Annotated in this window: 29 protein-coding genes, 2 pseudogenes and 1 other annotated feature; of the genes and pseudogenes, 24 read left to right on the plus strand and 7 right to left on the minus strand. The window is 44.6% G+C overall.

Annotation, left to right across the window (positions count from 1 at the left end):
- Window positions 1–148 precede the first annotated feature (148 nt).
- The 5 genes from spoIVFA to rpmA all read left to right on the plus strand — a co-directional run bounded on the left by spoIVFA (window position 149) and on the right by rpmA (window position 2895).
- A complete protein-coding gene (spoIVFA, locus tag BLL41_RS06015) occupies window positions 149–943 on the plus strand; it encodes a stage IV sporulation protein SpoIVFA (RefSeq protein WP_071577136.1) in 795 nt (264 codons plus the stop codon).
- Entirely contained in the window at window positions 936–1802 is an 867-nt protein-coding gene (gene spoIVFB, locus BLL41_RS06020) for a stage IV sporulation intramembrane metalloprotease SpoIVFB (RefSeq protein ID WP_071577137.1), read from the plus strand. The genes spoIVFA and spoIVFB overlap by 8 nt, the downstream gene beginning before the upstream one ends.
- A 57-nt stretch (window positions 1803–1859) precedes the next feature.
- Window positions 1860–1935: a sequence feature (ribosomal protein L21 leader region), on the plus strand.
- A gap of 13 nt (window positions 1936–1948) precedes the next feature.
- Window positions 1949–2257, plus strand: a complete 309-nt coding sequence (rplU, locus tag BLL41_RS06025; protein ID WP_003229668.1) for a 50S ribosomal protein L21 — start codon at window positions 1949–1951, stop codon at window positions 2255–2257.
- A 2-nt stretch (window positions 2258–2259) separates the two neighbouring features.
- Window positions 2260–2598, plus strand: coding sequence for a ribosomal-processing cysteine protease Prp (locus BLL41_RS06030; RefSeq protein ID WP_071577138.1), 339 nt, complete (start codon window positions 2260–2262; stop codon window positions 2596–2598).
- Between the two features lie 12 nt (window positions 2599–2610).
- Complete coding sequence (rpmA, locus tag BLL41_RS06035) at window positions 2611–2895, plus strand: 50S ribosomal protein L27 (RefSeq protein ID WP_003222623.1); 285 nt, start codon at window positions 2611–2613, stop codon at window positions 2893–2895.
- A gap of 120 nt (window positions 2896–3015) precedes the next feature.
- Here rpmA and BLL41_RS22525 read toward each other — a convergent pair.
- Window positions 3016–3140: pseudogene (locus tag BLL41_RS22525) on the minus strand (hypothetical protein).
- A 77-nt stretch (window positions 3141–3217) separates the two neighbouring features.
- Here BLL41_RS22525 and spo0B point away from each other — a divergent pair.
- Genes spo0B through pheA form a run of 4 tightly spaced genes read left to right on the plus strand, consistent with a single transcriptional unit; the run spans window position 3218 to window position 6493 of the window.
- Complete coding sequence (spo0B, locus tag BLL41_RS06040) at window positions 3218–3796, plus strand: sporulation initiation phosphotransferase Sop0B (RefSeq protein WP_071577139.1); 579 nt, start codon at window positions 3218–3220, stop codon at window positions 3794–3796.
- 32 nt (window positions 3797–3828) lie between these two features.
- On the plus strand, window positions 3829–5115 hold the full coding sequence (gene obgE / locus BLL41_RS06045) for a GTPase ObgE (protein WP_071577140.1): 1287 nt from the start codon (window positions 3829–3831) through the stop codon (window positions 5113–5115).
- A 60-nt stretch (window positions 5116–5175) separates the two neighbouring features.
- On the plus strand, window positions 5176–5619 hold the full coding sequence (gene thrR / locus BLL41_RS06050) for a transcriptional regulator ThrR (RefSeq protein WP_003222630.1): 444 nt from the start codon (window positions 5176–5178) through the stop codon (window positions 5617–5619).
- Window positions 5620–5635: 16 nt separating this feature from the next.
- The gene (gene pheA, locus BLL41_RS06055; RefSeq protein WP_071577141.1) at window positions 5636–6493 is read left to right on the plus strand and encodes a prephenate dehydratase; all 858 of its coding nucleotides are present in this window, start codon (window positions 5636–5638) and stop codon (window positions 6491–6493) included.
- Window positions 6494–6517: 24 nt separating this feature from the next.
- On the opposite strand, the gene BLL41_RS06060 is transcribed toward pheA, so the two are convergent.
- Both BLL41_RS06060 and BLL41_RS06065 read right to left on the minus strand, forming a co-directional pair.
- The gene (locus tag BLL41_RS06060) at window positions 6518–7060 is read right to left on the minus strand and encodes a transcription repressor NadR (protein WP_071577143.1); all 543 of its coding nucleotides are present in this window, start codon (window positions 7058–7060) and stop codon (window positions 6518–6520) included.
- Window positions 7020–8207, minus strand: coding sequence for an IscS subfamily cysteine desulfurase (locus tag BLL41_RS06065; protein ID WP_071577270.1), 1188 nt, complete (start codon window positions 8205–8207; stop codon window positions 7020–7022). The genes BLL41_RS06060 and BLL41_RS06065 overlap by 41 nt, the downstream gene beginning before the upstream one ends.
- Before the next feature lie 102 nt (window positions 8208–8309).
- On the opposite strand from BLL41_RS06065, the gene nadB reads away from it, so the two are divergent.
- The 6 genes from nadB (at window position 8310) to BLL41_RS06095 (ending at window position 14666) form a co-directional block, all read left to right on the plus strand.
- Window positions 8310–9902, plus strand: a complete 1593-nt coding sequence (gene nadB / locus BLL41_RS06070) for an L-aspartate oxidase (RefSeq protein WP_071577145.1) — start codon at window positions 8310–8312, stop codon at window positions 9900–9902.
- On the plus strand, window positions 9856–10725 hold the full coding sequence (gene nadC, locus BLL41_RS06075) for a carboxylating nicotinate-nucleotide diphosphorylase (RefSeq protein ID WP_071577147.1): 870 nt from the start codon (window positions 9856–9858) through the stop codon (window positions 10723–10725). The genes nadB and nadC overlap by 47 nt, the downstream gene beginning before the upstream one ends.
- Window positions 10712–11818, plus strand: a complete 1107-nt coding sequence (gene nadA, locus BLL41_RS06080; RefSeq protein WP_071577148.1) for a quinolinate synthase NadA — start codon at window positions 10712–10714, stop codon at window positions 11816–11818. Before nadC ends, nadA begins: the two co-directional genes overlap by 14 nt.
- Before the next feature lie 115 nt (window positions 11819–11933).
- Window positions 11934–13091 carry a spore coat assembly protein SafA gene (safA, locus tag BLL41_RS06085; protein WP_071577149.1) on the plus strand — a complete coding sequence of 386 codons (1158 nt, stop codon included), beginning with the start codon at window positions 11934–11936 and terminating at the stop codon, window positions 13089–13091.
- A gap of 147 nt (window positions 13092–13238) precedes the next feature.
- Window positions 13239–13835, plus strand: coding sequence for a spore germination protein SgpA (sgpA, locus tag BLL41_RS06090; protein WP_071577150.1), 597 nt, complete (start codon window positions 13239–13241; stop codon window positions 13833–13835).
- A gap of 108 nt (window positions 13836–13943) precedes the next feature.
- A complete protein-coding gene (locus tag BLL41_RS06095) occupies window positions 13944–14666 on the plus strand; it encodes a YebC/PmpR family DNA-binding transcriptional regulator (protein ID WP_071577152.1) in 723 nt (240 codons plus the stop codon).
- A gap of 42 nt (window positions 14667–14708) precedes the next feature.
- On the opposite strand, the gene BLL41_RS06100 is transcribed toward BLL41_RS06095, so the two are convergent.
- The 3 genes and pseudogenes from BLL41_RS06100 to BLL41_RS22530 all read right to left on the minus strand — a co-directional run bounded on the left by BLL41_RS06100 (window position 14709) and on the right by BLL41_RS22530 (window position 16888).
- Window positions 14709–16163, minus strand: coding sequence for an alanine/glycine:cation symporter family protein (locus tag BLL41_RS06100; RefSeq protein ID WP_071577154.1), 1455 nt, complete (start codon window positions 16161–16163; stop codon window positions 14709–14711).
- A gap of 167 nt (window positions 16164–16330) precedes the next feature.
- Window positions 16331–16415 (minus strand): annotated as a pseudogene (locus tag BLL41_RS22980) (hypothetical protein); the annotation flags it as partial.
- A 29-nt stretch (window positions 16416–16444) separates the two neighbouring features.
- On the minus strand, window positions 16445–16888 hold the full coding sequence (locus BLL41_RS22530; protein WP_071577156.1) for a DUF5412 family protein: 444 nt from the start codon (window positions 16886–16888) through the stop codon (window positions 16445–16447).
- Between the two features lie 83 nt (window positions 16889–16971).
- Here BLL41_RS22530 and BLL41_RS22535 point away from each other — a divergent pair, with 83 nt between their 5' ends.
- Window positions 16972–17091, plus strand: a complete 120-nt coding sequence (locus tag BLL41_RS22535; protein WP_071577157.1) for a hypothetical protein — start codon at window positions 16972–16974, stop codon at window positions 17089–17091.
- Window positions 17092–17135: 44 nt separating this feature from the next.
- On the opposite strand, the gene BLL41_RS06120 is transcribed toward BLL41_RS22535, so the two are convergent.
- Window positions 17136–17783, minus strand: a complete 648-nt coding sequence (locus BLL41_RS06120; protein ID WP_071577159.1) for a phosphotransferase — start codon at window positions 17781–17783, stop codon at window positions 17136–17138.
- Window positions 17784–18019: 236 nt separating this feature from the next.
- Here BLL41_RS06120 and iolG point away from each other — a divergent pair, with 236 nt between their 5' ends.
- The 8 genes from iolG to tgt all read left to right on the plus strand — a co-directional run bounded on the left by iolG (window position 18020) and on the right by tgt (window position 25165).
- On the plus strand, window positions 18020–19045 hold the full coding sequence (gene iolG / locus BLL41_RS06125; protein ID WP_071577161.1) for an inositol 2-dehydrogenase: 1026 nt from the start codon (window positions 18020–18022) through the stop codon (window positions 19043–19045).
- Window positions 19046–19115: 70 nt separating this feature from the next.
- Window positions 19116–20423, plus strand: a complete 1308-nt coding sequence (locus tag BLL41_RS06130) for an MFS transporter (protein ID WP_071577163.1) — start codon at window positions 19116–19118, stop codon at window positions 20421–20423.
- A 47-nt stretch (window positions 20424–20470) separates the two neighbouring features.
- Window positions 20471–20983, plus strand: a complete 513-nt coding sequence (gene bofC, locus BLL41_RS06135; protein WP_040082284.1) for a sporulation cell-cell signaling protein BofC — start codon at window positions 20471–20473, stop codon at window positions 20981–20983.
- 138 nt (window positions 20984–21121) lie between these two features.
- A complete protein-coding gene (gene ruvA / locus BLL41_RS06140; protein WP_071577165.1) occupies window positions 21122–21727 on the plus strand; it encodes a Holliday junction branch migration protein RuvA in 606 nt (201 codons plus the stop codon).
- Between the two features lie 10 nt (window positions 21728–21737).
- Window positions 21738–22742 carry a Holliday junction branch migration DNA helicase RuvB gene (ruvB, locus tag BLL41_RS06145; protein ID WP_014664823.1) on the plus strand — a complete coding sequence of 335 codons (1005 nt, stop codon included), beginning with the start codon at window positions 21738–21740 and terminating at the stop codon, window positions 22740–22742.
- Window positions 22735–22935 (plus strand): DUF2905 domain-containing protein, encoded by a 201-nt coding sequence (locus tag BLL41_RS06150; RefSeq protein ID WP_071577167.1) that lies wholly within the window; start codon window positions 22735–22737, stop codon window positions 22933–22935. The genes ruvB and BLL41_RS06150 overlap by 8 nt, the downstream gene beginning before the upstream one ends.
- Before the next feature lie 29 nt (window positions 22936–22964).
- On the plus strand, window positions 22965–23993 hold the full coding sequence (queA, locus tag BLL41_RS06155) for a tRNA preQ1(34) S-adenosylmethionine ribosyltransferase-isomerase QueA (RefSeq protein ID WP_014664821.1): 1029 nt from the start codon (window positions 22965–22967) through the stop codon (window positions 23991–23993).
- A gap of 26 nt (window positions 23994–24019) precedes the next feature.
- Window positions 24020–25165 carry a tRNA guanosine(34) transglycosylase Tgt gene (tgt, locus tag BLL41_RS06160; RefSeq protein WP_014664820.1) on the plus strand — a complete coding sequence of 382 codons (1146 nt, stop codon included), beginning with the start codon at window positions 24020–24022 and terminating at the stop codon, window positions 25163–25165.
- The last annotated feature ends 10 nt before the right edge of the window (window positions 25166–25175 follow it).

A 25175-nucleotide genomic window follows, 5' to 3' on the forward strand; every position in this document is an offset into this window, starting at 1 on the left:
TATGATAGAATCAAAGAGAAGAATCTGACAAAGCAAATGCTGTGTCAGGTTTTTTTGTTTTTGTCTGCTTTGTTCCTGACTAAACCGAATATTTGCCATGGACAAGACATATGATGTACAAACCCAACGAATGCAAAGGATGATGGCAATGAGTCACAGAGCAGATGAAATCAGAAAACGATTAGAGAAAAGAAGAAAGCAGCTTTCCGGCTCAAAGCGTTTCTCTACTCAGACAGTTTCTGAAAAGCAGAAACCCCCGTCCTGGGTGATGGTAACGGATCAGGAAAAGCATGGAACACTTCCGGTCTACGAAGATAACATGCCAACATTCAACGGAAAACACCCATTGGTGAAAACAGATTCAATTATCCTGAAATGTCTTCTTTCGGCCTGCCTTGTTCTCGTTTCCGCTATAGCCTATAAAACAAACATTGGACCCGTCAGCCAGATTAAACCCGCCGTTGCCAAAACTTTCGAAACTGAATTTCAATTTGCCTCGGCAAGCCATTGGTTTGAAACAAAATTTGGAAATCCGCTTGCTTTCCTGGCTCCTGAACACAAAGATAAGGAACAGCAGGTTGAAGTAAGCAAAGATCTGGTCGCGCCGGCATCCGGGAAAGTACAGCAGGACTTTCAGGACAATGGGGAAGGAATTAAAGTCGAAACAAGCAGCGATACGATTGATAGCGTAAAGGAAGGCTATGTGGTTGAAGTCAGCAAAGACAGCCAGACGGGATTGACAGTTAAGGTGCAGCATGCTGACAACACCTATAGTATTTATGGCGAGCTCAAAGATGTGGATGTTGCTTTATATGATTTTGTGGATAAAGGCAAAAAGCTCGGTTCAATTAAGCTTGATGATCATAATAAAGGGGTCTATTATTTTGCCATGAAAGACGGCGATAAATTTATTGATCCGATTCAGGTGATTACATTTGAATAAATGGCTCGACCTTATCTTAAAGATCCATGTGCATCCTTTTCTTTGGATTATCGCGGCGCTGGGGCTGCTCACAGGCCATATGAAAGCATTATTATGTCTGCTCCTAATTGTATTGATTCATGAGCTGGGGCATGCTGCTCTGGCCGTGTTTTTTTCTTGGAGAATCAAGCGTGTATTTTTGCTGCCGTTTGGCGGAACGGTTGAAGTGGAAGAGCACGGGAATCGGCCGTTAAAGGAAGAATTTGCGGTCATTATTGCCGGCCCTCTTCAGCACATCTGGCTTCAGGTTGCTGCCTGGATGCTTGCAGAAGCCTCAGTGATTCATCAGCATACCTTTGAACTCTTCACCTTTTATAATCTTTCTATTTTATTTGTCAATCTACTGCCGATTTGGCCGCTGGATGGCGGAAAACTGTTATTTTTGTTGTTTTCCAAACAGCTGCCTTTTCAAAAGGCTCACCGGCTCAATCTAAAAACGTCGCTCTGCTTCTGCCTGTTGCTTGGGTGCTGGGTTTTATTTGTGATTCCTCTGCAAATCAGCGCATGGGTTTTGTTTGTCTTTCTGGCTGTTTCTTTGTTTGAGGAATATCGGCAAAGGCACTATATCCACGTGAGGTTTCTTCTTGAAAGGTATTACGGAAAAAACCGGGATCTTGAGAAACTTCTGCCGCTGACAGTAAAGGCGGAGGATAAAGTCTATCACGTGATGGCCGAGTTCAAACGAGGCTGTAAGCATCCGATTATTATAGAAAAATCAGGCCAGAAGCTTAGCCAGCTTGATGAGAATGAGGTGCTGCACGCTTACTTTGCTGATAAGCGGACGAATTCTTCCATGGAGGAACTGCTGCTGCCCTACTAAAACTGATTGACAAACGCCTTGTATTTTGGTATATTTTTTAATGTTATGGATGTAGCACCATTGCTACAACCGCTCAGTACAGGTGTTAAGAGCTTTTACAGCCCCCTGGTATCTGGCGAGTCTTAGTCTAATAGGAGGTGCAGAGAATGTACGCAATCATTAAAACAGGCGGTAAACAAATCAAAGTTGAAGAAGGCCAAACTGTTTACATCGAAAAACTTGCTGCTGAAGCAGGTGAAACAGTTACTTTTGAAGACGTTTTGTTTGTTGGCGGAGACAACGTGAAAGTCGGCAACCCTACAGTTGAAGGCGCGACAGTAACGGCTAAAGTTGAAAAACAAGGCCGCGCGAAAAAAATCACTGTTTTCAGATACAAACCAAAGAAAAACGTTCATAAAAAACAAGGTCATCGTCAGCCTTACACTAAAGTGACGATCGAAAAAATCAACGCGTAAGCATGATTCAGACAACAATCAGAAGGTCTCATGATAAAGGCATATTGTCTTTTGAAATGACGGGCCACGCGAATTTTGCTGAACATGGACAAGATCTTGTTTGTGCCGGAGTGACAGCCGTTGTGTTTGGAGCCGTTAACGCGGTCATTGTGCTTGCGGGCTTCGAGCCGCTTCTTGATATAGGGGAGGACGGAGGTTATTTTTATTTTGAATTTCCTGAATCTCTTGATCCGGATGCGCGCCAAAAAGCTCAGCTGCTGATTGAAGGCATGATTGTTTCGCTGGAGACAATCGAACGGGATTACAAAGACAACTTGCGTGTGACCACAAACATAATATAGGAGGTGAGCTACATGCTTAGATTAGATCTTCAGTTTTTCGCTTCTAAAAAAGGAGTAGGTTCTACAAAGAACGGACGTGACTCTGAGGCTAAACGTTTAGGCGCTAAACGTGCTGACGGTCAATTCGTAACAGGCGGTTCTATCCTTTACCGTCAACGCGGAACAAAAATTTACCCAGGTGAAAACGTGGGCCGCGGCGGAGATGACACTCTATTTGCGAAAATCGACGGAACTGTTAAATTCGAACGTTTCGGCCGTGACCGCAAAAAAGTGAGCGTATATCCTGTAGCTCAATAATGATTCAAAAAACTCCGGTCGTTGATGACTGGAGTTTTTTTTGCAATATGCGGAGTAAACACCTAGAATGAAATGCAGAGTATGTGCGAGCAGACCCCGCCAAGAATGAGAATAAACATCTCAAACCCACTGGATATGTTCCCCAAGCAGTAATACATAAAATGTTCTGCCTGGCTGCAAATCAACCAAAGCGCCAGAAAAAAGGAACATGATATTTCTGGGAAAAACAATTGTTTTTCTAACAAAGCCTTCTCTGTTATAATTCATAATACACACTTATACAGACTCCTAAATAAGAAATTAAATGATTGGGAGTGCGAAAATGAAGGATGTTTCAAAAAATCAAGAAGAAAATATAAGCGACACGGCATTAACAAATGAACTGATTCATCTGCTTGGCCATTCCCGGCATGATTGGATGAATAAGCTGCAGCTGATTAAAGGAAACTTAAGCTTGCAGAAGTATGACCGCGTCTTTGAAATGATTGAAGAAATGGTTATAGATGCAAAGCACGAATCAAAGCTCTCAAACCTGAAAACACCGCATTTGGCGTTTGATTTTCTTACATTTAATTGGAAAACCCATTATATGACGCTTGAATATGAAGTTCTTGGAGAAATCAAGGATTTGTCGGCTTATGACCAAAAGCTGGCGAAACTGATGAGAAAGCTGTTTGATTTGTTTGATCAAGCGGTCAGCAGAGAGAGCGAAAACCATTTAACGGTTTCGCTCCAAACAGATCATCCTGACAGACAGTTGATTCTATACCTTGATTTCCACGGCGCCTTTGCCGATCCATCTGCTTTTGATGATATTCGGCGGAATGGATATGAGGACGTTGTTATCATTCGTTTTGAAATCACAAGTCACGAATGTCTGATTGAAATTGGGTTGGACTAGCGGAGTTTTTAACGGTTAGAACGGAGGACATTATGTTTGTAGATCAGGTGAAAGTATATGTAAAAGGCGGCGACGGCGGCAACGGGATGGTTGCGTTTCGCCGTGAAAAGTATGTGCCAAAAGGCGGCCCTGCCGGCGGTGACGGAGGAAAGGGAGGAGACGTCGTTTTTGAAGTGGATGAAGGTCTCCGCACCCTGATGGATTTTAGATACAAAAAACATTTTAAAGCGATTCGCGGCGAGCATGGCATGTCCAAAAACCAGCACGGACGAAATGCTGATGATATGGTCATTAAAGTTCCCCCGGGCACCGTTGTGACAGACGATGATACAAAACAGGTCATTGCTGATTTAACAGAGCACGGACAACGGGCTGTCATTGCAAGAGGCGGAAGAGGCGGAAGAGGAAATACCCGCTTTGCTACACCGGCTAATCCCGCGCCTCAGCTTTCAGAAAACGGCGAGCCGGGAAAAGAACGCTACATTGTTCTTGAATTAAAAGTGCTTGCAGATGTTGGACTCGTTGGGTTCCCGAGCGTGGGAAAATCGACGTTACTGTCTGTTGTCTCATCTGCAAAGCCGAAAATAGCGGATTATCACTTTACAACGCTTGTGCCAAATCTCGGCATGGTTGAAACGGATGACGGACGCAGCTTTGTAATGGCAGATTTACCAGGACTGATTGAAGGCGCACACCAAGGCGTCGGACTTGGCCATCAGTTTTTGCGCCATATTGAACGGACACGAGTTATTGTTCACGTCATTGACATGTCCGGCTTAGAAGGCCGCGATCCGTATGATGATTATGTCACGATTAATCAGGAACTGAGCGAGTACAATCTGCGACTCACTGAGCGTCCGCAAATTATCGTTGCAAATAAAATGGACATGCCGCAGGCTGCGGAAAATCTTGAAGCCTTTAAAGAAAAACTGACAGATGATTATCCGGTATTCCCAATCAGCGCGGTGACAAGAGAAGGCCTTCGCGAGCTTCTGTTTGAGGTTGCCAATCAGCTTGAGAACACACCGGAATTCCCGCTGTATGACGAGGAAGAGCTTACACAAAACCGTGTCATGTACACGATGGAAAATGAAGAAGTGCCATTTAACATTACACGCGATCCGGACGGTGTATTTGTGCTTTCAGGAGACAGCCTTGAGCGATTATTCAAGATGACTGATTTCTCACGTGATGAATCGGTTAAACGGTTTGCGAGACAGATGCGCGGAATGGGTGTTGATGAAGCACTCAGAGAACGCGGAGCCAAGGATGGAGATATTATCAGGCTTCTTGAATTTGAATTTGAATTTATTGATTAATGAATGTTGGCTGAGAAGAGAGCCTGGTGCCAGGCTCTCTATTTTAAAGGGGAGATGCAAATGAAAGAGGAGACATTTTATCTTGTCCGTGAAGATGTATTGCCCGATGCAATGAGAAAAACGTTGGAAGTCAAAAAGCTGCTTGATCGAAAAAAAGCAGACTCAGTAGCTGATGCCGTTCAAAAGGTTGATTTAAGCCGAAGTGCATTTTATAAATACAGAGATGCTGTTTTTCCATTCTACACTATGGTTAAAGAACAAATTATCACACTTTTCTTTCATTTAGAGGACAGGTCAGGTGCATTATCTCAGCTCCTTCAAGCGGTAGCTGATTCTGGAAGCAACGTTCTATCCATTCACCAGACCATTCCGCTTCAAGGGAGAGCAAATGTGACACTGTCTATCAGTACGTCTGCAATGGAAGAAGACATTCATACATTAATGAATAAGCTCAGGAAGTTTGATTTTGTAGAAAAGGTTGAAATATTAGGTTCAGGTGCATAAGGGAGAGAAAATCGTCATGAAAGTCGGTTATTTAGGTCCAGCAGCTACATTTACACATCTAGCAGTCAGTTCTTGTTTTCAAAACGGCGCCGAACATGTTGCTTACCGCACCATTCCGGAGTGTATAGACGCGGCAGTTGCAGGCGAAGTTGAATTCGCTTTTGTTCCTTTGGAAAATGCATTAGAAGGATCAGTAAATCTGACAATAGACTATTTAATACATGAACAGCCCTTGCCAATCGTGGGTGAAATGACGTTGCCGATTCATCAGCATTTGCTCGTCCATCCCTCTAGAGAGAATGCGTGGAAAGAGCTCGACAAAATTTACTCGCATTCACACGCGATTGCGCAATGCCATAAATTTCTCCATCGTCATTTTCCTTCCGTTCCATATGAATACGCCAATTCTACCGGGGCGGCAGCAAAGTTCGTCAGTGACCATCCCGAGCTGAATATCGGGGTCATTGCCAATGATATGGCAGCTTCTACATACGAATTAAAAATCGTGAAACGGGATATACAGGATTATAGGGACAATCATACAAGATTTGTTATCCTGTCCCCGGATGAAAACATATCTTTTGAAGTGAATTCAAAATTGAGTTCCAGGCCGAAAACGACCTTAATGGTCATGCTTCCGCAGGATGATCAGTCGGGGGCGCTGCATAGAGTGCTGTCTGCATTTTCTTGGAGAAATTTAAACTTGTCAAAAATTGAGTCACGTCCGACTAAAACGGGGTTAGGCCATTATTTCTTTATTATTGATATTGAGAAAGCGTTTGATGATGTCTTGATTCCAGGGGCCATGCAGGAGCTTGAAGCGCTTGGCTGCAAAGTGAAGCTTTTGGGTGCATACCAGTCCTACCAATTATAAAAAAAGCCCTCTAGAGGGCTTTTTTTAGTCTTTAATTAAAATGCCGGCTTCTTCGAGTGCTTGGCAGGCTTGATCGATGCGGTGTTCATCAGGTGCTGTCAGTGTATGCAGATGCACGCCGTCGGTCAGCTGTGATAAGTAGGCAGCATTCGTAGAATTGATTTTTTTAATGAAATGGCTAACTTCCTTCCGGGTGCCTACTTGGATGGCTGCAGTTAAATCTCCGTAAACGGGATGCTCAATTTTTACGTCTTTCACTGTAACACCTTCGTCCACGATGAGCTGCAGTTCCTCTTCTGTCCGTTCAGGACTGTGCAGACATGCTATGATCCTTTCCGCCTGCTGGTGCTGCTGAGCGGCCGCATCCATGTATACATATCCTTGGCTTGTGGCGATTATCGGTTCATTTTTCGCTTTCAAGAGCGATATATCCTGTACAATAACCTGTCTTGAAACGTTTGCTTTTTTTGCGAGTTCTCCTCCTGTCAGCGGTGATTTAGATTCCTTCAGCCACAGAAGAAGCTGGTCACGCCTGTTGGCGCCCATAAGCTTTAATTCCTCGGTCAATATCAAATTCTCCTTTCTTTTGTTCCCAAAGCACTGTAAACGTATGTAATAACTGATCCAGCTGGTCAGCTGTTGTATGCCTGCCAAAAGAGATGCGGATAAATTGCAGAGCTTCTTGTTCCGTTTTTCTTAATGCTTTCATCGTTGCTGACGGACCGTGGTAACCGGCAGAACAAGCGCTGCCCGTTGAAATGCAAATATTGCTCCGATTACATTCTAACATAACATATTGTCCTTCAAATGAGTGAAAAAAACACCCTACAATATGCGGAAGACATTCTGTTTGTGAAGTGTCTGCCGCAAGGGTTACAGGGAGAGACCGCATACGGATTTGGTCTAGAAAGTATGTTCTTAATGCCTCATTGCGGGATATCTGTTTTTCCATTTCGCTTACGATCAATTCCGCAGCGGCAGTGAAGGCTCCGATCCCGGGAACATTTACGGTGCCGGCTCTGAATCCTCGTTCGTGAGTAGTGAGAGGATAAACGGGTTTCCAAGGTGCATCCGACCGGATATAGACCGCACCCACTCCTTTAGGTCCATGGATTTTATGGCTTGATATTGAGAGTGCATCTATTCCCAAATCTTCTGTATTGATAGGAATTTTCCCAAACGTTTGAACAGCGTCGCAATGAAGAAGAATATCCCTGTTATGCAGGTATGAGGACAGACGTTGAATGGGCTGAATGATCCCGGTTTCAGAATTGGCATGCTGAATAGATATCAAGCCTGTCTCCGGACGAATATGAGTTGCTAATATTTCCTCGGTAATAAGCCCGTATTCATTCGGTTGAATGATGGTGACATCAAATCCATGCTGTTCCAGATAAGCAGCACAGTTTTGAATAGACTGATGCTCCATGGCGGTCGTAATAAAATGTCTTTTCGTTTTTGGCAGGCCGTTTAGCAATGATTGAATGGCCAGAAAATTAGATTCAGTGCCGCCGCTTGTAAAATAGATGCCGCTTGCTTCACCGCCAATGATGTTGGCGATTTTTTCACGGCAGTACTCCAGTATGTGATTTGCTTTTCCTCCTGCATCGTGCAGGCTGCTTGCATTTCCGTACATCTCCATGCTGAGCTTCTGATATACGTTAAGAGCCTCCTCACAAATCGGCGTTGTCGCTGCATAATCTAAATAAATCATCCGGTCTTCCCCCATCCGTTCTCCATAAAAAACTCTTGAGTTTATTTTATCCTTGTGTAAATATAGGTGTCAAGACAGGTGTAAACAACAGGAGGGTGGCATATGTCTAAAAAGACGATTGCAGTCATCGGTTCAGGGGCGGCGGCACTTTCTTTAGCGGCAGCTTTCCCGCCGTCATACAAAGTGACTGTTATCACAAAAAAAAGCGTCAAAAACAGCAATTCTGTCTATGCACAAGGCGGGATTGCTGCGGCCTATGCAAAAGGTGACTCGATTGAAGCCCATCTGGAGGATACGTTATACGCAGGATGCGGCCATAATAATCTAGCTATTGCAGCAGATGTTTTACATGATGGAAAAATGATGATTCAAAGCCTATTGGAGCGTGAATTTCCATTCGACCGCAATGAACGAGGCGATGTTTGTCTCGGAAGAGAAGGAGCCCACTCATACAACCGTATATTTCATGCAGGCGGAGACGCAACAGGCAGGCTGCTTGTCGATTTTTTGCTCAAACGGATCGACAGCAAAATCAAGTTAATCGAGCATGAAATGGCAGCAGATTTGCTTATAGAGGATGGCCGATGTATCGGCGTCATGACAAAAGACTGCAAGGGGCGGCTCAAGGTAAGGCATGCAGACGAAGTTGTGCTGGCTGCCGGCGGCTGCGGAAACCTGTTTCTTCACCATACGAATGATCCCTCTGTCACAGGTGACGGTCTTTCTCTTGCTTACAGGGCCGGAGCGGAAGTAACGGACTTAGAGTTTACTCAGTTTCACCCGACACTGCTTGTGAAAAATGGTGTTTCCTATGGGCTTGTGTCAGAAGCTGTCAGAGGGGAAGGCGGATGTTTAGTAGACGAAAACGGCCGCCGGGTTATGGCTGACCGGCATCATTTAGGTGACCTGGCTCCAAGGGACGTTGTCTCACGGGTTATTCACGAGGAAATGGCAAAAGGAAATCGCGTTTATATTGATGTCAGTGCGATTTCTGATTTTGAAGTGCGTTTCCCTACCATCACCGCCATTTGTGAAAAAGCAGGGGTTGATATCCATAGCGGAAAAATCCCTGTTGCTCCGGGAATGCACTTCTTAATGGGAGGTGTTTCAGTTAATCGCTGGGGAGAAACGACAGTACCGGGGCTTTATGCGATTGGCGAGACTGCATGCTCTGGTTTACATGGAGCGAACCGGCTAGCGAGCAATTCCTTATTGGAGGCGCTGGTGTTTGGAAAAAGAGCAGCAGAGCATATTATGCAAAAACCGGTTTATAACAGGCAATATCAAGCGACTCCCAAAAACGTATTCTACGAGGTGCCGGATATAGAGGTGCATGAACTGCAAAGCAAAATGACAAGCCACATGTCTATTCTGCGGGAACAAAGCAGTTTGATTGAGCTTAGCATCTGGCTACATACGCTGCCTTTTCAAAAAAAGAATGTGAAGGATATCACAATTCGGCAGATGGAACTTTCTCATTTATGGCAAACTGCAAAGCTGATGACATTTTCTGCGCTTTTGCGGGAGGAAAGCAGAGGGGCTCACTTCCGCACCGATTTTCCTCATGCAGAGGTAAGCTGGCAAGGAAGACAAATTGTCCATACAAAAAAAGGAACGAAGATCAGAAAAAACGAGGGGATTTGGAACAATGAATCATTTACAGCTGAAAAAATTACTGAATCACTTTTTTCTTGAGGATATTGGGACAGGGGATCTTACATCGCAGTCTATCTTTGGAGAACAGAGCTGTGAAGCGGAGATTGTTGCAAAGTCAGAGGGTATCTTTGCAGGGGCTGCGGTGATAAAAGAAGGCTTTGCTTTATTAGATGAAAACGTTCAAATCATTTTACACAAAAAAGATGGCGACATTTTGCGAAAAGGTGAAGTGATTGCGGTATTACGCGGTCCGGCGGCAGTGCTTCTTTCAGGAGAGCGGGTCGTATTAAATCTTATTCAGAGGCTGTCAGGAATTGCGACGATGACAAGAGAGGCTGTCCGCAGGCTGGATGATGAACAGATTAAAATTTGTGACACGAGAAAAACAACGCCGGGGCTGAGAATGCTGGAAAAATACGCTGTCAGAGCGGGCGGAGGGTATAATCATCGATTTGGCTTATATGACGGTGTCATGATTAAAGACAATCATATTGCTGCATGCGGCTCTATTTTAGAGGCATGCCAGAAAGCTCGTCATGCCGTGGGGCACATGGTAAATATCGAAGTGGAAATTGAAACGGAGGACCAGCTGCGGGAAGCAATTGAAGCAGGCGCAGATGTGATTATGTTTGACAACTGTCCGCCAGATACGGTCCGTCATTTTTCAAGTCTCACACCAGACCATATAAAAACTGAAGCCTCTGGCGGGATTACGTTAGAATCTTTGCCTGCTTATAAAGGGACAGGTGTGAATTATATATCATTAGGATTTCTGACTCATTCCGTCAAAAGTTTAGACATCAGCATGGATGTTACGTTATCAAATGAATCTATGGAGGAATGCCGTTATGTCAATTCTTGATGTGATCAAACAATCGAATGATTTGATGCCCGAAAGTTATAAAGGACTGTCGAGAAAGGATATGGAAACGCGTGTTGCCGCCATTAAGAAAAAGTTTGGCAGCAGGCTCTTTATACCAGGCCATCATTATCAAAAGGATGAAGTGATACAATTTGCTGACCAAACAGGCGACTCCCTGCAATTGGCCCAAGTAGCGGAAAAAAACAAAGAAGCTGATTACATCGTATTTTGCGGCGTTCACTTTATGGCAGAGACTGCTGATATGCTGACAGGCGAGCAGCAAACTGTTGTCCTGCCAGATATGAGAGCTGGGTGTTCTATGGCTGACATGGCTGACATGCAGCAGACCAATAGGGCATGGGAGAAGCTTCAGCATATATTTGGAGATACGATCATACCTTTAACTTATGTGAACTCCACTGCGGAGATCAAGGCATTCGTCGGAAAGCATGGCGGAGCAACTGTGACTTCTTCGAATGCGAAAAAAGTGCTTGAATGGGCGTTTACACAGAAAAAAAGAATTTTATTTTTGCCTGATCAGCATCTAGGGAGAAATACGGCTTATGATCTGGGCATTGCGCTTGAAGATATGGCAGTGTGGGACCCGATGACAGATGAATTAGTGACTGAATCCGAGCATACGAATGTGAAAGTGATTTTGTGGAAAGGGCATTGCTCTGTTCACGAGAAATTCACCACTAAAAATATCCATGATATGAGAGAGCGTGACCCCGACATTCAGATCATTGTGCACCCGGAATGCTCACACGAAGTCGTGACACTAAGCGATGATAGCGGATCAACTAAATATATTATCGATACAATCAACCAAGCTCCGGCGGGAAGCAAGTGGGCAATCGGGACAGAAATGAATCTTGTCCAGCGGATCATTCACGAGCACCCTGATAAACAAATTGAATCACTCAACCCTGACATGTGCCCTTGCCTGACAATGAACCGAATCGATTTGCCGCATTTGTTGTGGTCGTTGGAACAAATTGAAAAAGGAGAGCCTTCAGGCGTCATTAAGGTGCCAAAAGCCATTCAGGAGAATGCACTCCTTGCCCTGAATCGAATGCTTTCGATCACGTAGATCAGAAATATTTCCCTTCCTGTACTCATAACTTCTTTTGTTCAGGCATATGTTGTGAAGAAACATATTGTAATCACAGCTGAACTGTTCACGTTTTGCATAGGAGGGGAAAACGTTGAAAATCCATATCGTTCAAAAAGGCGATTCGCTCTGGAAAATAGCTGAAAAGTACGGAGTCGATGTTGAGGAAGTGAAAAAACTCAATACACAGCTCAGTAATCCAGACTTAATCATGCCTGGAATGAAAATAAAAGTGCCGTCAGAAGGAGTCCCGGTCAGAAAAGAGCCAAAAGCGGGCAAAAGTCCTGCGGCCGGGAGTGTGAAGCAAGAACATCCATATGCGAAAGAGAAGCCTAAATCCGTTGTCGACGTAGAAGACACAAAGCCGAAAGAAAAGAAGTCCGTGCCGTATGTCCCGCCGATGCCTAATTTGCAGGAAAATGTGTATCCTGAAGCTGATGTGAACGAGTATTATGATATGAAACAGCTTTTCCAGCCTTGGTCGCCTCCTAAACCGGAGGAGCCGAAAAAACATCATGACGGAAATATGGATCATATGCATCATATGCAAGATCAATTTCCACAACAGGAGGCTATGAGTAATATGGAAAATGCAAATTATCCGAATATGCCTAATATGCCAAAAGCGCCAGAAGTAGGCGGTGTAGAAGAAGAAAACGTTCATCACACAGTTCCGAATATGCCGGCTGTTCAGCCTTATTTTCATTATCCGGCTCATTTTGTACCGTGTCCGGTGCCTGTTTCGCCAATTCTTCCAGGATCCGGATTGTGCTATCCGTTCTATCCTGCACATGCTTATCCAATGTATCCGATGCATGGATTCCAGCCAAGCTTTGTGTCGCCTCAGTTTGACCCGGGTTATGAAAACCAGCATCATGAAAACAGCCACCACGGACATTACGGTTCATACGGTGAACCGCATTACGCATCTCCGGCTTATGGATCTCCGTATGGACATATGCCTTATGGCCCTAATTATGGCACTCCCCAAGTAATGGGAGCGTACCAGCCTGCTGCGGCTCCTGGTTACATGCCGTACAAAGATCATGACGACTGCGGCTGTGACGGTGATCATCAGCCATATTTCTCTGCTCCTGGCTATTCGGGACTTGGTGCTTTTGGAAGCCCTAATATGCCGTATGGCACAGCTAACCCAAATCCAAACCCATATTCGGCTGGAGTTTCTATGCCAATGACGAATCAGCCTTCTGTAAACCAAATGTTTGGCCGGCCGGAAGAGGAAAATGAGTGATCGTTCGGAACGATGTAAATCGTTCCTTTTTTTGTTTTCAAGCAGATCACTGCCAAATGGACAGAACTGACACGCTTAACATGCCCCTCGGACGCACATGATAAAAACGAGCAAACATGCTCAATTCGTCCACGGGGGGTTTTTCCATTGGGTAAAAAAATGACGATCGCTAGCTTGATTCTTATGACAGCCGGCTTAACAGCATGCGGAGCAAACGATAATGCCATGAATGATACGCGCAATAACGGCAATACCCGTCCAATCGGATATTATACAAATGAAAACGATGCTGACAGACAGGGAGACGGAATCGACCACGATGGTCCTGTTTCTGAATTAATGGAGGATCAGAACGACGGTAACCGAAACACCACGAATGTAAATAACCGTGACCGTGTTACTAATGACGATCGTGTTCCTCTGGCTACTGACGGAACATATAACAACACGAATAATCGAAACATGAATCGGAATGTGGCGTACAACGGGTATGACAACCAAGAAAACAGAAGACTGGCAGCCAAAATTGCCAACCGTGTGAAACAAGTGAAAAACGTCAATGACACACAAGTGATGGTATCGGATGACCGAGTAGTTGTCGCAGTCAGAAGTCACAGCGATTTCACAAAGTCTGACAGAGATCATGTCGCAAAAGCTGCTCGCAACTATGCGAATGGCCGTGACGTCCAAGTATCGACAGATAAAGGACTGTTCAGAAGACTTCATAAAATGAACACCCGCTAAGGATGAAAGGCTGCCGGAAGTGATAGTGATATTCGGCAGCCTTTTTCTTTGCATCAGCGAACAATACCCATTAAAGTGTACATAGAAAAAGGAAAAGCAGGTGAAAACATGGCAGGACATTCTAAGTGGAAAAACATACAAAAGAGAAAAAATGCACAGGATGCAAAGCGCGGGAAAATATTTATGAAGCTTGCGAAAGAAATCTATGTGGCAGCGAAAGAAGGCGGAGCGGATCCGGAAGCAAATTCAGCATTGCGTTTAGTTATCGAAAAAGCAAAAGGCGCCAATATGCCCAATGATAATATAGACCGGGCCATTAAAAAAGCTGCGGGAGGCCAAGATGGAAGCAGCTATGAAGAAATCACCTATGAAGGCTACGGTCCTTCAGGGATTGCCGTCATGGTTGAATGCGTAACAGATAATAAAAACCGAACGGCGTCAAATGTGCGAACTGCCTTTAATAAAAATGGCGGAAGTCTGGGAGAGAGCGGATGTGTAGCCTTTTTATTTGAACGGAAGGGATTCATTACGATAGACCGGACTAAACAGCAAATAGAAGAAGATGAGCTCATGCTTGATGTGCTGGAAGCAGGAGGAGAAGAGCTGCGGGCTGAAGAAGACTTATATGAGGTTTTAACTGAGCCTGAGCATTTTGAAGAGGTAAAAACAGCGCTCGAATCGAAATATCCAATTTCTTCAGCGGAGGTGACCATGCTTCCCAAAACCTATGCAGATGCCGATGATCAGGCTGTTGAGAAACTGGAAACATTAATAGACATCCTTGAAGATGATGATGATGTTCAAGAAGTGTATACCAATTATCGCTTATAAAAAAACCGGCACGATGTCATATCGGGCCGGTTTTTAGTTTGTTCAAGAGACACGTTCATTTTCATTAGTGTATTCTTTCTCCCAGAAATCAGCGTTTTTGATACCCAGCGCTTTCGGATCAAAGACTGGGTCTAAGCCCTGCTTCTTTTGGCGTTCATAATCTTTTAAAGCGAGAAGCGCAGGCTTGGCAAGCAGAACAATGGCAATGACATTCAGCCATACCATAATGCCAAGCCCTGCATCGCCCAATGCCCAAGCAAGTGAAGCTGTTTTCACAGTCCCATAGAACGTGGCGGCTAAAATAATCAGTTTTAAGCCGAGCATTGCCCATTTGCTTTCTCTGCCCCGTGCTAAATAAGCGATATTTGTTTCTGCGATGTAGTAATACGCCATAATTGTTGTAAATGCGAAGAAGAATAAAGCGATGGCAACAAAGCCTGCACCGAATCCGGGGAGAACACTGTCAATTGCCGCTTGTGTGAAACCAGGTCCTGCTTCTACGCCTTTAAGGTGATGAACGATAAAGGAACCATCTGCAGCCTGGGTATTGTACATACCGGTAAACAAGATCATGAAAGCTGTAGCGGAACATACAAACAAGGTGTCGATATAAACAGAAAATGCCTGAACCAGCCCCTGCTTGACCGGATGAGAAACTTCTGCAGCGGCTGCCGGATGCGGTCCTGTTCCCTGGCCGGCTTCGTTTGAGTAAATGCCACGTTTAACACCCCAGGATATCGCCATGCCAATTAAGCCGCCAAAAGCGGAATCCAATGCAAAAGCGCTTTTGAATATCAATGAGATCACAGCAGGCAATTCAGACACATTCATGACAATAATAATCAAAGACAGCAGGATATATCCAAGGGCCATAAATGGAACAATCATTTGCGCCGCATTAGCAATTCGTTTGACGCCGCCAAAAATAATAAACCCTAATAATAAAACGAGAGCACACCCTGTGATGAAAGGAGAGATGCCGAATGCATTTTTGACTCCGGCCGCAATGGAGTTGGACTGTACGCCTGGCATCAGAAGGGCCATTGCAATCAGGGCAGCAGCGGCAAATAAGACTGCAAACCACTTAATGCCTAAGCCTTTTTCTATATAATAAGCAGGGCCGCCCCGATATTGACCGTCTTGTTTCACTTTATAAATTTGGGCAAGCGTTGATTCAACAAAGGCACTCGCCGCCCCGATAAAGGCAATCGCCCACATCCAGAACACAGCGCCGGGTCCGCCGAATGCAATTGCTGTCGCCACTCCTGCGATGTTCCCTGTACCCACTCGGCCGGACAGCGCAATCGATAATGCTTGAAAAGAAGAAACGCCAGCTTCAGAGCTCTTTCCTTTAAACATCAGAACAATCATTTCTTTCAAATGTCTGACTTGTAAAAAACGGGTCATAATTGAAAAGACCAATCCAATTCCCAATAAAATATAAATGACGGGGGTACTCCATAAGACCGCGTTTAAACTAGCAACAATATCTGCCATCAAGCTTCCTCCTCACTTCCATTCGAATACATGTATAAAAAGGATTTTGGGCTAATCGAACTATTTCTACAATCGATTTGTCACATTATATGACTGATAATTATCAATAAGAAGAGGAAGGAAAAAAGAAAAAACGCGGCGTATCGATTACGTTGCGTTTTTCTGCCGGGCCAACTTAGGGCAATTGTTATAAAATCCTTGCAACAAATAGCCTAGTTCAGTCAAACCGTATATAAAAGAACAAGCAATCACAATTGCTTGTTCAACTTATTCATGTATCGTCACCTCACTTGCGCCTGAGGCGGTTCTTCACGGATCCAATGATCATCTTTTCGCCAATCATACGTTTCATCAGTATCGAGGTGTAATGTCTGATTGCCGATTTTCACTGTATTGTGATTGATCCACGTCACTGCTGGACGGCTGTCCGGATAATTCCAATAGATTGTTCTCTTGACAAGTGTTTTTTCATTTACAAGTTCACCTCTGGCCGCATCTAAGCTTAAGGTGTTTTGGGATACGTAAGTGTTTAACGTATAGCTGCCGTCAGGCGATTCAACCGATTGGACGAGATTTCCTTTCGGAACGTTTTTTAGTGAAAATAACATCCAATAAACGGCGCCGCCGAAGAATACCAGCAACATAAACATCAACGGGACTTTACTGCGTGTCTTGATGTGACTCTCTCCCTTTTTTTCTCTCATTTTACCATATATCGGATTCATATGATCTTTACATTTCTTTAAAATTAACTCAATAAAGCAATGATATGATGAACTAAAACCAATAAGGGTGAGGGGAGACAGAAATGAAGAAAACGCATTGTCATTCCGGCGAGAAGGACTCAGAAGCGGTCTACTTAACTGTGAGAGGCTATCGAATTAAGCTGTCGCCTGAACAAATGAAACTGATTTCTACCGTAAGATAGTAAACTGCAGAACAAAGGCAGCCACAAGCGGCTGCCTTTTTGATTTAAGAATACTTTCTTTTCCGCTGTACGAAATGCCTTTGAAACCAATCTTTCTTATATAAAAATGCGATGATCTCCAGCCAAAAACCCGGAATCTTTTTGGGGAATATCGGTTTTTTGTAGAGTGAATGATATGCTGATTTTAAGTCGTCCCACTGCGTACATGTTTTTGTCTGCTCAAATCTCGCAACATCAATCACCCGCACCGCTCCGGTTTCTGTCAATATCAGATTCCGCAAATGAATGTCTGACGGGTTCAGTCCGGCTGCCCGGGCGTCAGAAAGCGCTTCTTCAACCTGCTGAATCATGTCATCACTGATTGCAATGCCTTTCTTCAGACAGTTATAAAAGGTTTCACCTTCAATATATTCCATGAGAATAAATGAATCGCCAGTTTCGTAAATGTCAGGATAGAATGCGGATCCGGCTAATTTTTCATAGATCGCTGCTTCTTTGACTGCTGTCGCCTGATACTCCGGAAAAAATACTTTCAGCGCCATCTTCCGGCCGCCTTCTGTTAAGGCAAACACATAGGCGCTTCTTCCCTTGCCGATTAGTGTTAATTTCTCGGATTTCTCTTTGACTTTATCAAATCTGCTGTTTTTGCGGTATATGACTGAATGGGCCAGTTCCTCTGCTTTTGTCAGCATTTCATTCACCTTCTTTGCTCTATTTTATGCAGTCGTTTATAGGAAAATCATAAACTGTTCAGGAAAAAGAGCCTAATTCTAGTGTATCTGGTCTTGAAGAAGAAGGCTACTTATAAGCATAAATTGTGATAAAAGAGACATAGAGCGTTTATTTCCATTCTTGAAAAGCGCTTACAAATGGGATAGTATTAATTTTAAATAAAGCGCTTTCGTGAATATTCAAGGGGGAACATGCGATGACAAAACAGATTGTGACAGGGATTATCGGTGCAGGCCGCATCGGCAAACTTCATATTCAAAATATAAGCCGGATTCCTCACATGAAAATAAAAGCAATCTCTGATATTCAGGCGAGCCGTATAAAAAGCTGGGCCGACAGTCATCAGATTGAATACATAACTTCTGATTATCGTGATTTATTACATGATCCTGAAATTGATGCTGTTTTTATTTGCTCACCTACAGCCGTACATGCACAGATGATCAGAGAAGCAGCCGAAGCGAAAAAGCATATTTTTTGTGAGAAGCCAGTTAGTTTCTCTCTGGAAGAAACAAGAGAAGCGCTTGCGGCCGTCCGGAAACATGGGGTAACACTTCAAGTCGGTTTTAACCGCCGCTTTGATCCTCATTTTAAGAAAATCAAAACAGTTGTTGAAAATGGAGAAATCGGTACTCCTCACTTATTAAAAATCACGTCCCGGGACCCGGAACCCCCGAATATAGATTATGTCCGTATGTCAGGCGGCTTGTTTATGGATATGTCAATCCATGATTTTGATATGGCCAGATATATTATGGGAAGCGAAGTGACGGAAGTGTATGCAAAAGGGGCGGCTTTGGTGAATCCTTCTTTTGCGGAGCTGGGCGATATTGATACAGCTGTTATTACACTGACTTTTGAAAACGGTGCCATGGCCGTGATTGATAACAGCCGCCAAGCAGTGTACGGATATGACCAGCGGGTAGAGGTTTTCGGGACGAAAGGCTCTGCAGCGGCGGACAATAGCAGGCCGACGACGGTTGAAGTGTCCACCGCTGATTTCGTGATGAAGGATAAACCGCATTTCTTTTTCCTTGAACGCTATAAGGATGCGTATGAGGAGGAGATTCTCCGTTTTGCAGAAGCGATCGGCACAAACCAGGAGACTGCCTGCACCGGCAATGACGGTTTACAGGCCGAACGGATTGCCAGGGCAGCACAGCAATCGCTTGCTTTTGGCATGCCTGTCAGTATTGAGCACACTGAAAAAATTGCTTTTTAATCAAAAAGGATTACAATTGCGCAAGCTTGGGTATATACTCCATTGATACTTTAAGTAGGCGGTGGAGAAAATGAATACAGTACATGCTAAAGGAAATGTTTTGAACAAAATCGGAATTCCTTCTCACATGGTTTGGGGTTATATTGGCGTTGTCATCTTTATGGTTGGAGACGGCCTCGAACAAGGCTGGCTGTCTCCTTTTCTCGTTGATCATGGTCTCAGTATGCAGCAATCCGCATCGTTATTTACGATGTACGGCATTGCTGTCACCATCTCGGCTTGGCTTTCAGGGACGTTTGTGCAAACGTGGGGGCCGAGAAAAACGATGACGATCGGATTGCTTGCGTTTATCCTCGGTTCGGCCGCTTTTATCGGCTGGGCGATTCCTCATATGTATTATCCGGCTCTCTTAGGAAGCTATGCCCTTAGAGGCTTAGGATATCCGCTGTTTGCATACTCTTTTCTCGTGTGGGTATCATACAGCACCTCTCAAAAAATTCTCGGAAAAGCCGTCGGCTGGTTTTGGTTTATGTTTACGTGCGGCCTTAACGTACTCGGCCCGTTCTATTCCAGCTATGCGGTTCCCTCCTTTGGAGAAATCAATACGCTTTGGAGCGCATTGCTGTTTGTGGCGGCAGGCGGATTTTTGGCCTTATTTTTTAACAAAGATAAATTCACCCCGGTAAAAAAACAAGATCAGCCGAAATGGAAAGAACTGTCGAAGGCATTTACAATTATGTTTGAAAACCCTAAGGTCGGCATCGGCGGAGTGGTCAAAACGATTAATGCAATAGGACAATTTGGGTTTGCCATCTTTCTTCCGACTTATTTAGCACATTACGGGTATTCGGTTTCGGAATGGCTGCAAATTTGGGGGACGCTGTTTTTTGTGAATATTGTGTTTAATATCATTTTTGGAGCAGTTGGAGATAAACTTGGCTGGCGCAATACCGTCATGTGGTTTGGAGGTGTCGGATGCGGCATTTTTACACTGGCGCTTTATTACACGCCTCAGCTGATCGGGCATCAGTATTGGGTGATGATGATGATTGCCTGCTGCTACGGCGCGGCATTAGCCGGCTATGTTCCATTAAGCGCTCTTTTGCCGACGCTTGCACCTGATAATAAAGGTGCTGCCATGTCAGTGTTGAACCTGGGATCTGGTTTATGTGCGTTTATCGCGCCGGGCATCGTGAGCCTTTTCATTGGACCGCTCGGTGCAGGCGGCGTAATTTGGATCTTTGCGGCATTGTATTTTTTCAGTGCTTTTCTGACGCAATTCTTGACAATCCCTGAGCAAGGAACAGATGTGTATACGGAGGAACGGTTTATCAGGGAAAATGTGCAGACAAATTTTGATAAAACGGTTAAGCAGTAGCCTCTTTGGTCAAACTAATCATAAACGTGTGCAAAGAGGTGTAGAGGGTGAAACGATTCAGCACGGCGTATCTTTTGCTGGGCATTCTTTGCTCAGCCGCAGTATTTCAAATAGGCGCTCCTTCCCGCGCGCTTGGCGCGGAAGTGGAGCACTATGAACCGCTGCAGGTGCATGTGCAGCTTGAAAAGGTGTATTTGGACGGCGATGTCAGCATTGAGCATAAGCGTGAAAAAGTGCTTTCCATGGATGACTTTTGGGCGGCTTATGCCGGCTGGACGCTTGTGGAACAAAAAAAGGGATATGTGCTCTTCCGGAAGCAAATGGACGATATTTCTCCGCTCAGCAAAGTGAACGGGTATATCGGTGTATCGGATAATGGAGTGATTTCCACTTTTCATGGGCGGCCTGAGCCAGCTTCCGAACCAATTCAGTCTTTTTTTCAAATTGATTTAGAAAGGCTGGAAAGCCACATGCAAAAAAATCTGTTGAAAGGCATTCCATTTCGGACAAAAGCGGAGTTTGAGGATGTCATCGAACATATAAAGACATACAGCGGGTAACGTCATCTGATTGAAGACATGTATTCATGTCTTTTTTTTCGTGAAAGAATGAGAGAGAAGCGAACATATGTTAACTTTTCTATAAGACTTTGGCTGTTTTTATGGTACAATGAAGAACAGTCAAAGAGGTGAATTTGCGTGATTGAATTTGTTAAAGGGACGATTGATTATGTATCTCCCCAATATATTGTCATAGAGAACGGAGGCATCGGCTATCAGATTTTTACGCCGAATCCGTTTATATATAAGGAGAGAAGCCAAGAAACGATTTTTACATACCATCATATCAGAGAGGATGCTTTTTCGCTTTACGGTTTTTCAACGAGAGAAGAGAAGGCGCTCTTTACAAAGCTGTTAAACGTGACCGGAATTGGGCCGAAAGGAGCACTTGCCATCTTGGGCTCGGGTGATCCGGGAGCGGTCATTCAAGCAATTGAAAATGAGGATGAAGCTTTTTTGGTCAAGTTTCCTGGAGTAGGAAAGAAAACCGCACGCCAGATTATTCTAGATTTAAAAGGAAAGCTGGCAGATGTTGTGCCTGAAATGATTGAAAATCTGTTTAATCATGAAGAAAGGCTTGAAAAGCAAACAGCGGAAACGGCTCTCGAAGAAGCACTTGAAGCCCTCAGGGTTCTCGGATATGCTGAAAAAGAAATCAAAAAGGTGCTTCCTCACCTTAAAAAAGAAATTGGGCTGACAACAGACCAATATGTGAAAAAAGCATTACAAAAACTATTAAAGTAAGGTGATGTTCATGGATGAACGGCTCGTCTCAAGTGAAGCAGACAACCATGAATCAGTGATAGAGCAAAGCCTGAGACCGCAAAATCTGGCACAGTATATCGGGCAGCATAAAGTGAAAGAAAATTTGCGCGTGTTTATAGATGCGGCGAAAATGAGACAGGAGACGCTGGATCATGTTCTTCTGTACGGGCCGCCCGGACTTGGAAAAACAACGCTTGCTTCCATTGTTGCAAATGAAATGGGAGTGGAATTGCGGACGACATCAGGGCCTGCGATTGAAAGGCCTGGTGATTTGGCTGCTATATTAACGGCGCTTGAACCGGGAGATGTATTATTTATTGATGAAATACATAGGCTGCACAGATCGATTGAAGAGGTGCTTTATCCTGCAATGGAAGACTTTTGCCTGGATATTGTGATCGGAAAAGGTCCTTCTGCCCGCTCAGTGCGACTTGACCTGCCGCCATTTACACTGGTGGGAGCTACGACGAGGGTAGGGCTTTTGACGGCTCCTTTAAGAGACAGATTCGGCGTCATGTCACGCCTTGAGTACTATACTCAAGAAGAGCTGGCCGATATTGTCACGAGAACTGCGGATGTATTTGAGGTTGAGATTGATAAACCGTCTGCTCTTGAAATTGCAAGGCGGTCTAGAGGTACGCCACGCGTGGCGAACCGCCTGCTGAGAAGGGTGCGCGATTTCGCCCAAGTCCTGGGTGACAGCCGGATTACGGAAGACATTTCTCAGGATGCGCTGGAGCGGCTTCAGGTTGACCGTCTCGGTTTGGATCATATTGATCATAAGCTGTTGATGGGCATGATTGAAAAATTTAACGGCGGCCCAGTAGGCCTTGATACGATTTCAGCTACGATCGGTGAGGAATCGCATACGATTGAAGACGTATATGAACCATATCTGCTGCAAATTGGATTTATCCAAAGAACGCCGCGTGGAAGGATCGTGACACCGGCCGTTTATCATCATTTCCAAATGGAGGCTCCCCGATATGACTGAATTTCCTAAGATCATTATGATTCTTGGTGCTGTTTTGTTTATCATCGGAGCAGTTTTACATTTTGTCGGCAAGCTGCCGGGAGATATCTTTGTGAAAAAAAGAAATGTCACGTTTTTCTTCCCGGTTGTCACTTGTATTATCATAAGTGTGGTATTATCAATTTTGCTTAATCTTTTCGGCAGAATGAAATAACAAAAGACTAGAATAAAGGTGAAGTTATCATGAAAGTCGATTTATTTGATTTTGAACTACCAGAACGTTTAATTGCACAAGTACCGTTGGAGCAGCGCGATGCTTCAAGGCTGATGGTGCTTGATAAACATACAGGAGAGCTGACTGACAGCTCGTTTAAACACATTATCAGCTTCTTTAACGAAGGAGATTGTCTTGTGCTGAACAATACCCGTGTACTGCCTGCGCGGTTATTCGGCACAAAAGAGGATACCGGTGCGAAAGTGGAGCTTCTTTTGCTGAAACAAGAAACCGGCGATAAATGGGAAACACTTGCCAAACCGGCGAAACGGGTGAAAAAAGGAACCGTTGTCACATTTGGAGACGGAAGATTGAAGGCAGTTTGCACGGAAGAGCTTGAGCACGGCGGCAGAAAAATGGAGTTTCAATATGACGGTATTTTCTACGAGGTGCTGGAATCCCTTGGAGAGATGCCGCTTCCGCCATATATCAAAGAACAGCTTGATGACAAAGAGCGCTACCAGACCGTGTATTCAAAAGAAATCGGCTCTGCCGCTGCGCCTACAGCAGGCCTTCACTTCACGGAAGAAATCTTACAGCAGCTGAAAGATAAAGGCGTGCAAATTGAGTTCATCACACTCCACGTTGGCCTTGGAACATTTCGCCCTGTGAGTGCCGATGAAGTGGAAGAGCATAATATGCATGCAGAGTTTTATCAAATGTCGGAAGAAACGGCTGCGGCTTTAAACAAAGTAAGAGAAAATGGCGGCAGGATTATTTCTGTCGGCACGACCTCGACACGCACGCTTGAAACGATTGCCGGAGAACATGACGGGCAATTTAAAGCATCGAGCGGCTGGACATCTATTTTTATTTATCCGGGCTATGAATTTAAAGCCATTGACGGAATGATTACAAACTTCCATTTGCCGAAATCATCATTGATTATGCTGGTCAGCGCACTTGCCGGAAGAGAAAACATTCTGCGTGCCTATAACCATGCGGTGGAAGAGGAATACCGTTTCTTCAGCTTCGGAGACGCGATGCTGATTATCTAAATTGAGAACAGGAGGCCTCATTAAAAGTGGCTGAACAACCAATACGCTATGAATTTATAAAAGAATGCAAACAAACAGGAGCGCGGCTGGGCAAAGTGCATACGCCTCACGGCTCCTTTGAAACGCCGGTTTTTATGCCGGTCGGCACACTGGCGACAGTCAAAACAATGGCGCCTGAAGAGCTGAAAGCAATGGATGCGGGCATCATCTTAAGCAATACCTATCACCTATGGCTGCGTCCGGGTCACGATATTGTCAAAGAAGCGGGCGGGCTTCATAAGTTTATGAACTGGGACCGCGCAATTTTAACAGATTCAGGCGGTTTTCAGGTCTTTTCTTTAAGCAAGTTTCGTAATATAGAGGAAGAGGGCGTCCATTTTCGCAACCACCTAAATGGGGACAAGCTGTTTTTATCTCCGGAAAAAGCGATGGAGATCCAAAACGCACTCGGCTCCGATATTATGATGGCGTTTGACGAATGCCCGCCATACCCGGCAGAGTACGATTACATGAAGCGTTCAGTTGAGCGGACAAGCCGCTGGGCGGAACGCTGTCTGAATGCACACAATCGTCAGGATGAACAAGGGCTGTTTGGTATTGTCCAAGGCGGAGAATATGAAGATCTGCGCACACAAAGTGCGAAGGACTTGATTTCCCTTGATTTTCCGGGATATGCTATAGGCGGATTGTCTGTCGGTGAACCGAAGGATGTGATGAACCGTGTACTCGAGTTTACAACACCGCTCTTGCCGAAGGATAAACCGAGATATCTGATGGGAGTCGGTTCTCCGGACGCGCTGATCGACGGAGCAATCCGCGGGGTCGATATGTTTGACTGTGTGCTGCCTACTCGGATTGCAAGAAACGGCACAGTGTTTACAGCTGAAGGACGACTCAATATGAAAAATGCGAAATTCGAAAGAGACTTCCGTCCGATTGATGAAGAGTGTGATTGCTATACATGTAAAAACTACACTCGCGCGTATATTAGGCACTTGATTCGCTGCAATGAAACATTTGGCCTTCGATTAACAACTTACCATAACCTTCATTTTCTGTTACACTTAATGGAGCAGGTAAGACAGGCTATTCGCGAGGATCGTCTGGGTGATTTCAGAGAAGAGTTCTTTGAGCGTTACGGCTACAACAAGCCAAATGCGAAAAGCTTCTGAATAAACAATA

Source organism: Bacillus sp. FMQ74 (genome assembly GCF_001875785.1).
Lineage (GTDB): Bacteria > Bacillota > Bacilli > Bacillales > Bacillaceae > Bacillus > Bacillus stercoris.